Source organism: Pseudonocardia acidicola (genome assembly GCF_012911935.1).
In the GTDB taxonomy this organism is placed as follows: Bacteria; Actinomycetota; Actinomycetes; order Mycobacteriales; family Pseudonocardiaceae; genus Pseudonocardia; species Pseudonocardia acidicola.
On record NZ_JAAXLA010000140.1, the window covers coordinates 1 to 6,714 of the forward strand.

8 protein-coding genes and 1 pseudogene are annotated in these 6,714 nt (G+C 69.3%); 4 read left to right on the forward strand and 5 right to left on the reverse strand.

Annotated features, from left to right (window positions below; all coding sequences use genetic code 11):
- From HF526_RS34015 to HF526_RS34035, 4 genes and pseudogenes are all read left to right on the forward strand, one after another.
- Window positions 1–340 (forward strand): NIPSNAP family protein (locus tag HF526_RS34015; RefSeq protein WP_211178210.1); only part of this gene is annotated, 340 nt, incomplete at its 5' end.
- A 437-nt stretch (window positions 341–777) separates the two neighbouring features.
- The gene (locus HF526_RS34020; RefSeq protein ID WP_169385766.1) at window positions 778–1,404 is read left to right on the forward strand and encodes an HAD family hydrolase; all 627 of its coding nucleotides are present in this window, start codon (window positions 778–780) and stop codon (window positions 1,402–1,404) included.
- Window positions 1,405–2,079: 675 nt separating this feature from the next.
- A pseudogene (locus HF526_RS37615) lies at window positions 2,080–2,316 on the forward strand (CoA transferase); the annotation flags it as partial.
- 68 nt (window positions 2,317–2,384) lie between these two features.
- A complete protein-coding gene (locus tag HF526_RS34035; RefSeq protein ID WP_169385764.1) occupies window positions 2,385–2,606 on the forward strand; it encodes a hypothetical protein in 222 nt (73 codons plus the stop codon).
- A gap of 112 nt (window positions 2,607–2,718) precedes the next feature.
- On the opposite strand, the gene HF526_RS34040 is transcribed toward HF526_RS34035, so the two are convergent.
- The 5 genes from HF526_RS34040 to HF526_RS34060 all read right to left on the reverse strand — a co-directional run bounded on the left by HF526_RS34040 (window position 2,719) and on the right by HF526_RS34060 (window position 6,581).
- Entirely contained in the window at window positions 2,719–3,357 is a 639-nt protein-coding gene (locus tag HF526_RS34040; protein ID WP_239029491.1) for a TetR/AcrR family transcriptional regulator, read from the reverse strand.
- 267 nt (window positions 3,358–3,624) lie between these two features.
- Entirely contained in the window at window positions 3,625–4,137 is a 513-nt protein-coding gene (locus HF526_RS34045; RefSeq protein WP_169385768.1) for a flavin reductase family protein, read from the reverse strand.
- A gap of 87 nt (window positions 4,138–4,224) precedes the next feature.
- The gene (locus HF526_RS34050) at window positions 4,225–4,413 is read right to left on the reverse strand and encodes a tautomerase family protein (RefSeq protein ID WP_169385769.1); all 189 of its coding nucleotides are present in this window, start codon (window positions 4,411–4,413) and stop codon (window positions 4,225–4,227) included.
- 50 nt (window positions 4,414–4,463) lie between these two features.
- Window positions 4,464–5,237: an alpha/beta fold hydrolase gene (locus tag HF526_RS34055; protein WP_169385770.1), complete on the reverse strand. Its 774-nt coding sequence runs from the start codon at window positions 5,235–5,237 to the stop codon at window positions 4,464–4,466.
- A gap of 81 nt (window positions 5,238–5,318) precedes the next feature.
- Window positions 5,319–6,581: an amidohydrolase family protein gene (locus HF526_RS34060; RefSeq protein WP_169385771.1), complete on the reverse strand. Its 1,263-nt coding sequence runs from the start codon at window positions 6,579–6,581 to the stop codon at window positions 5,319–5,321.
- Window positions 6,582–6,714 lie beyond the last annotated feature (133 nt).

Below are 6,714 nucleotides of genomic sequence, written 5' to 3' on the forward strand. Positions count from 1 at the left end.
GACAGGAGCGGGCGTGATCTACGAGGTCCGCGAGTACGTGGCCGTCCCGGGGCGGCTCGGGGCGGTGATCGACCTCTTCACTTCCGCCACCCTGCCGATGCTGGCCAAACACGGCATGGAGCTGGTCAGCGCCGGCCGTACCATGATCGGCGAGCACTCCTGGGGCGAACTCGTCTACACCCTGCGGTTCGACGACCTCGCCGACCTCGAACGGAAGTGGAACGCGATGCTGGCCGACCCGGAGTGGGTCGCGGCGCTGAGCGCCGCCGAGGCTGGCGGACCGCTGTTCGCGACGATGCGGCGCCGCGTCCTCGACGCCGCCCCGGTGGTCACCGCCTGAGCAGTGAAAACGAACCGGTGCTCGCCAGCGGCGCCGGGAGGACTGAACTCGTGCGATCCCGTGAAGCGCCGTCTGACCAGGAACGACTCTCACGCGGGTGAACAGAGGGGTATCTCGACGACCTGATCACCGACACGGACAACGACAAGCACTGCCATTACCCGCTGTACCCGAAGGGCACAGAGTGTGTGTCCAGTTACATCGAGCCGGAGCACGTGCTGCAGCCGGTGTTCCGTGACGGCAAGCTGCTCAGGAAGTGAGACTTCACCGAGCTGATCGCGAACTGTCAGCGTGAGGTTCCGGAGTCCGACTACATCGACCATGTCGGTCCGATGCGGACCGTCTCGACTGAGATGGCCGTCTGGGCCTGACGCAGTCCTCCGGCGCCCCGCCCATCCCCTCCCCGGCGGCGCGCCGAGCCACCCGCTAGGAGAACCATGACCCGCCTGCACGTCTTCGACATGGACGGCACGCTGCTGCGCGGCGCCGCCACCGTGGAACTGTCGCGCCACCTCGGCACGTTCGAGGTCGCGGACGCCGTCGAACGGGCCTGGAACGCCGGACAGCTGACCGACCTGCAGTTCTGGGAGGCGGTGCTGCCCCTCTGGATGGACGCCTCCGATGCCGAGATCGACGCCGCCTTCGCAGCCGCCGCCTGGATCGAAGGCATCCCGGAGGTCTTCGCGGACATCCGGGCCCGCGGCGAACACATCGCCGTGATCTCCCAGTCCCCGCACTTCTTCGTGCGCAGGCTGGAGGGGTGGGGTGCGCACCGGACGTTCGGCTCGGACGTCGTGCCAGGCCGCCCGCCGACCACGGATTCGCTGCTCACCCTGCAGGACAAGGTCGACATCACCCTGGGCCTGCTCGCGGACCTCGGGCTGAGCGAGGATGACTGCACGGCCTACGGCGACTCCCGCTCCGACGTGCTGCTGTTCGAGCGGCTCGCCCGCACCGTCGGGATCAACCCCACCGATGTGCTGCGCGACCGGTGCGCCGTCGTCTACGAGGGCCTCGACCTGCGCGCGGCCTACGCGCTCGGCCGGGACCTGGTGCCGTCGTGACGTGACGTCGTGTCCTGCGCTCCGCTGCCGGCGGACCCCGTCCGCCGGGTCTTGACCGACGACTCGGTGAGTGAGGCCCCGCCGCACGAGATCGCCAAGGAGCTCGGGGAGCTCGGGGCGCTCGGGGTGCTGGGCATGCACCTGCAGGGCTACGACTGCGCGGGCGCGATGCGGTGTCCTACGGGCCGGGCTGCGCAGAGCCGGAGGTGCGGACAGCGGGTTCCGCAGCGTCGTCTCCGTGCAGGGCTCGCTGTCGATGCGGACCACCACCCGGCGACACGGCGGGGACTGGTCCTCGACAGCAGCGGATCACCGTCGAGCACACGACGCTGCGGCACGCGAACGGCCTGGAGTCCGTGCTGACCGACGAGGGCACGAGCGAGATGCACAGCCTGGTGACCGGGTAGGCGGTGACCGGATCCCCGCCCTCGGCAGCGGACCCGTACTGGTGCCGCCGCCCTCCCCGGCCGCGGGGTGAGACATCGGGTGGCGCCGCACGCGCCCGAGGCGCCGCCCGGTCCGACGACGGAGTCGACAGACCATGCCCGAGGCATCCCTCGGGCCGCGCGACGGCGTGCTCGTCGCCGACCTCGGCCGCGTCATCGGCCTGCGCCACCATGGTGTTCGGCGACCTCGGCGCGGACGTCGTCGAGGTGGAGCGGCCCGGACCGCTGAGGACTGGCCGCTGCGGACGTGGCGCTGCTTGACCCGCGGCTCGTGTACTGCACGGTCTCCGGGTTCGGGGCGGGAGCCGGGGCCGACCTGCCCGGCTACGATCTGGTGGTGCAGGCGATCGGCGGCTGATGAGCACGACCGGCGCCGGCCCCTGGGGAGCCCTCGGAGGCCGGGGCCGCGTTGGTGGACGTCCTGACCAACTTGCACACGACCGTTGGGATCCTGGCGGCGCTGCGGGCCGGGGTCCCGTGCGGACCGACCTACAGGCAGCGACCACCTCGGCCCGACGAGCACGACGCGTCATCATGGTCGCGATCGCCATTCCGCTCACCGCCTCGGCCACCATGGCCGCGGTCGGCCCGGTCGCCGTCGTCGCGCTGGTCGGCACCGGGGTGCCCGCCCCGATCGCCGCCGCCGCTGTCCTAGGACTGCCGGCGCCACTGGCTCAGGCGGTGGTCATCGGGTCCCTCCGGGCACACGCTGAGCTGGGGGACTACGAACGCGACCCCGCCGTCTCCGAGCCATGATTCGATGGGCCACGATCAACACCATCACCCGACGCCTCGCCCGCGGCGGGCCTACTACCCGCCAACAACGCCGCACCTTCATACTCGCCAGTTGATCTTCGCAAACGCGCTCTCAGCCGCGACGGGTGGCTGCGGTTGTGCCACCTGTGAGCTCGTTCGAGTCCTGAAGCAGGATCAGGCGGAACAGGTCGCGTAGTTCATCCTCGGACTGATCGTCGCGACCTTGGATCAGCTGCGCGTTGGCGCCTTCCCAGGCGGCCTCGAGGAAACGGGCAGTGCGTGCGCTGTAGAGACGTTCCACGCCCGCGCGTGCTGATGCTGCCCAGGAAATGACGAGCTCTCGGTAGGCGGGGTCGCGGACGCTCTGGGCGTAGAGCTCGTAGAGCAGGGTGCGTTCTCGGGCGCTGTCCTTGAGCGCGTTCACGACCGCGAGGGCCGCGTCGATCATGGACTCGAGGTCGGTGGCTTCGTGGAACTGACGCTCGTACAGGGCCGAGGTGTGCGAGACGAAGAGCCGGAACGCCTCGAGTAGTAGATCGTCGAGGTTGGCGAAGTGGTAGCTGGTCAGCCCGAGGGACAGGCCGGCGGCGCTGGCGACCCGTCGGTGGGTGACGCCCTTCACCCCGTACTCGGCAGCAACATCGAGGGCTGCGTTGAGGAGGGTGAGGCGGGTGGCATCGGAACGAGGTCTCGCTCGCACTCCACAATTCCCTTCCACCTGCCCGGTCCTCGTTGACGCTGGGAGAACCATACTGCCTCGTTACGTCCGCGGTAGGACGCTCCGCCGGTCTTCGGGAGGCGAAGCGGGTCTGGCCTGGGGACCGTGCGGTTGCGACGGCCCTGGCTGATGTCATCGTCGGGCTGCATGACGGCTGTGGGGGTTGGGGGAACGGTCCACCAGCCGCAAGCATGGGCGGCGGGTCGGCCGTGTCGCGGCGGACTCGTCGAGCGGACACCCCAGACGCGGCCCACGGGTGAGAGGGGTTGGGACTGCCCGGCTCGCGACATGGCTGCCGGGTCAGGATTCGAGTGCGATGAGGCGACGGAACCGGCTGCTGTGGAAGACCAGCGGCTCGTTGCTGGGATCTGCGGTCAGACGGTGGATCTGCAGCAGCACGATGTCGTGGTCGCCCGCGGGCAGCTCGGAGTGCACCGAGCAGTCGAGCCATGCTGCAGCGCCCCTGACGAAGATGGCGCCGTCTTCGCTGGGCTCCCACGGCACGTCGGCGAACCGGTCGCGGTCCTTCGCCGCGAGTGAGCGGCACAGCGCCTCCTGGCCGTCGGCGAGCACGCTCACCCCCAGCCGGGGCAGCTGCCGCAACCGCGGCCACGTCGTCGAGCTGTGTGCCACACAGACCGACACCAGCGGTGGAGTGATCGAGACAGAGGTGAACGAGCTCGCCGCGATCCCGACGGGCTCCTCGTCGTCCAGTGCACAGACAGCTGTCACGCCGCTGGGGAAACAGCTGTAGGCCCGCCGCAACTCCGCCTGGTCAACGGGCAGCGGACCGATACTCAGTTTCGAGGCCATTGATCTACTTTCGGCTCGGGTTGTCACAGTCACGCGAGAGAGATGTGAGCGGCGCGCATCAGGGAGCAGTGCGCGCCGCCTGTGGGGTCAGCCCATCAGCTTGCCGCCGTGGCCCCAGCGGTTGCGCGGGACGCCTTCGACGATGACGGTCGACTCCGCGCCGACCTCCTCGCCGAGCACGGAGATCATGGCCTGTGTGACTGCCTCGACCATCCGCTGCGAGAATGACGGGTCCTCGAAGCGATCCTCGAAAACCTTCACCTCGATGTAGGGCATTCTGCCGCTTCCTTTCTGTGGCCAGAAGTGCTGACGGAGTACTTGTCGGGTTACAGGCGATTCGCGTCGAACCAGGCTGATGCGACTTTGTTGAACCGCTCCGGGTCGTCTTGGTGCAGGAAGTGGGTGACGCCTGTCCAGAGTTCGACTCGGGTATCGAGACCGAGTTTGTCGACGAGGTGCGACTCCCAGGTGTAGGTCGGCTCGTAGGCGTAGATGCACAGTGCCGGCCGGCGGCGCTCGCGGACCGCGCGTTCGGTCTGCGGGCGAAGCCCCGGCGCGTCCGTGCCGCACCACATGCCGGCAAAGGTGGGCCAGACGACCTCGGGGCCGAGCGCGAGCGCCTGTAGCCGGCGTCGGATCCGGCGGGCGGCGGTGACGCTGTTGTGTACCTCCGGCTCGAGGTCGGCTGCCACCGCGGCGCGTTCTGCGCTGTCGGCGGAAGCCGGGTCGCCGATGATCGCGCGAACCTGGCCCTCCCACTCCTCGGGCTGTCCGTACGCCGGGTCGATCAGTAGGACCGAGCGGGCCAGGTCGGGGCGGCGCACAGCGATCAGGTTGGCGATGATGCCGCCCAGGGAGTGCCCGACCAGATGGCTGTCGCTCAGGCCCAGATGGTCGAGGACGGCGATCACGTCCTCGGCGAGCTCCACGCTCCCGTACCCGCTCGCGGTCCGTTCGGAATGCCCGTGCCCCCGCAGGTCGAGTGTCACGACACGCGCGTCGCCGGCGAAAGCAGAAATCTGGTCGACCCAGTCGGTCGAGTCGCTGCACCACCCGTGAATCAACACGATAGAGCGGTCACCGCTGCCGAACTCCGCCACGAAGCAGTCGAAGCCCCGAACACGAACCCAACTCATGCATTCCTGCTTCCCTGTGGTGGCCCGCTCGACCTGGCGCCGCGGTCAACTGAGGACCGACGACGCAGCGGCGAGATAGTCGCTGCGGTCGACACCGGCGGTGAGGACGTGCGCGATGTTGCTCTGGTCACCGAGCAGCCGGATATCGGACAGTACGTCGCCGGTGACGACCACGACGTCCCCGGCGAAGCCGGCCGCGAGCTTGCCGATCTGGTGTTCGCGCTGGAGCAGCTCGGCCGCGGTGGCCGTGGCCGTGGTCAGTGCTTCCTCCGGTGTCATGCCGTGCTCGACGTAGAGCTCCAGCTCCCGGGCGTGCGCACCGAAGGGGCACAGCGTGCCGGAGGAGTCGGTGCCCATGGCGATCCGGACTCCGGCCTGGCGGGCGATGGCGAAGGCCTCGAGTGTGCGGTCATGGGCGTCGCGCAGGTCATCGACGCCCTCGGGGGTGAGTCCGCGACGTGTCCCTTCGCGTTGGCACCAGTCGTTGAAGGCCATGGTCGGCACCAGGTAGGTGCCGCGCTCGGCCATCTCCTTGGCGGTGGGCTCATCCAGGTAGGAGCCGTGCTCGATGCTGTCGACCCCGGCAGCGAGGCTGCGGCGGATCCCGTCGATCGACAGTGCGTGTGCGGCGACCCGTAGGTCGAGGTCGTGTGCCTCGTCGACGATCGCGGTGAGCTCGGCGACGGTGTAGTTCGGCCAGTGGGGCTGCTCACCGGGTGACATCCCGCCGCTGGCCATGACTTTGATGAAGTCGGCGCCCTCGCGAGCTTGCAGCCGGACAAGCTTGCGGCACTCGTCGACGCCGTCGGCGGTGTCCCAGCGGCGGCGGGGGGTGTAGGGCGGGTAGAACAGGTCGCCGTGGCCGTTGGTCATGGTGATCCACCACGGGGAGACCAGCAGCCGCGGGCCGATGGTCAGGCCCTGCTCGACGAAGTCGCGCAGCTCGATCTCTCCGACGTCGCGGTGTCCCATCACCCGCAAGGTGGTGAAGCCGGCTGCGAGGGCGCGATGGGCGTTGCGCAGCCCGTGCAGCAGCTTCGCCGGCTTGGTCACTTGCCCGCGGAAGGTGCTGCTCGCCACCACGTTGTCGTGGTCGGAGTTGGTCGTCAGGTGCACGTGCACGTCGATCAGACCGGGTAGGACGGTGCAGCCGGTCGCGTCGATACGGCGTGTCCCGGCGGGCACCGCGGCGTCGTCGGCGGGCCCGGCGTACGTGATGATCCCGTTCTGGATGACGACGAGGCCGTTCACGTGGTGTGTGCCTGGGGCGGCCCAGACCAGGCCGCCCTCGATGGCGATGTCGTTCACCTGTTCACCGTCCCGCTGGTAGGTGGGTATGTCTGGGGCAGGGAGCTCGGCGACAGCCGCCTGCATGTCGCCGAGCCCTCCTGCATGTCGCCGAGCCGCTGAGGCGGTCAGGCCCTGGAGGGCGTGGGGTCCT

What these genes read in the sequence shown, in the direction of transcription:
- HF526_RS34040 (WP_239029491.1), bottom strand. Translation starts at nt 3,357, where the DNA reads ATGGTTCTCCCAGCGTCAACGAGGACCGGGCAGGTGGAAGGGAATTGT.
- HF526_RS34045 (WP_169385768.1), bottom strand. Translation starts at nt 4,137, where the DNA reads ATGGCCTCGAAACTGAGTATCGGTCCGCTGCCCGTTGACCAGGCGGAG.
- HF526_RS34050 (WP_169385769.1), bottom strand. Translation starts at nt 4,413, where the DNA reads ATGCCCTACATCGAGGTGAAGGTTTTCGAGGATCGCTTCGAGGACCCG.
- HF526_RS34035 (WP_169385764.1), top strand. Translation starts at nt 2,385, where the DNA reads ATGGTCGCGATCGCCATTCCGCTCACCGCCTCGGCCACCATGGCCGCG.
- HF526_RS34020 (WP_169385766.1), top strand. Translation starts at nt 778, where the DNA reads ATGACCCGCCTGCACGTCTTCGACATGGACGGCACGCTGCTGCGCGGC.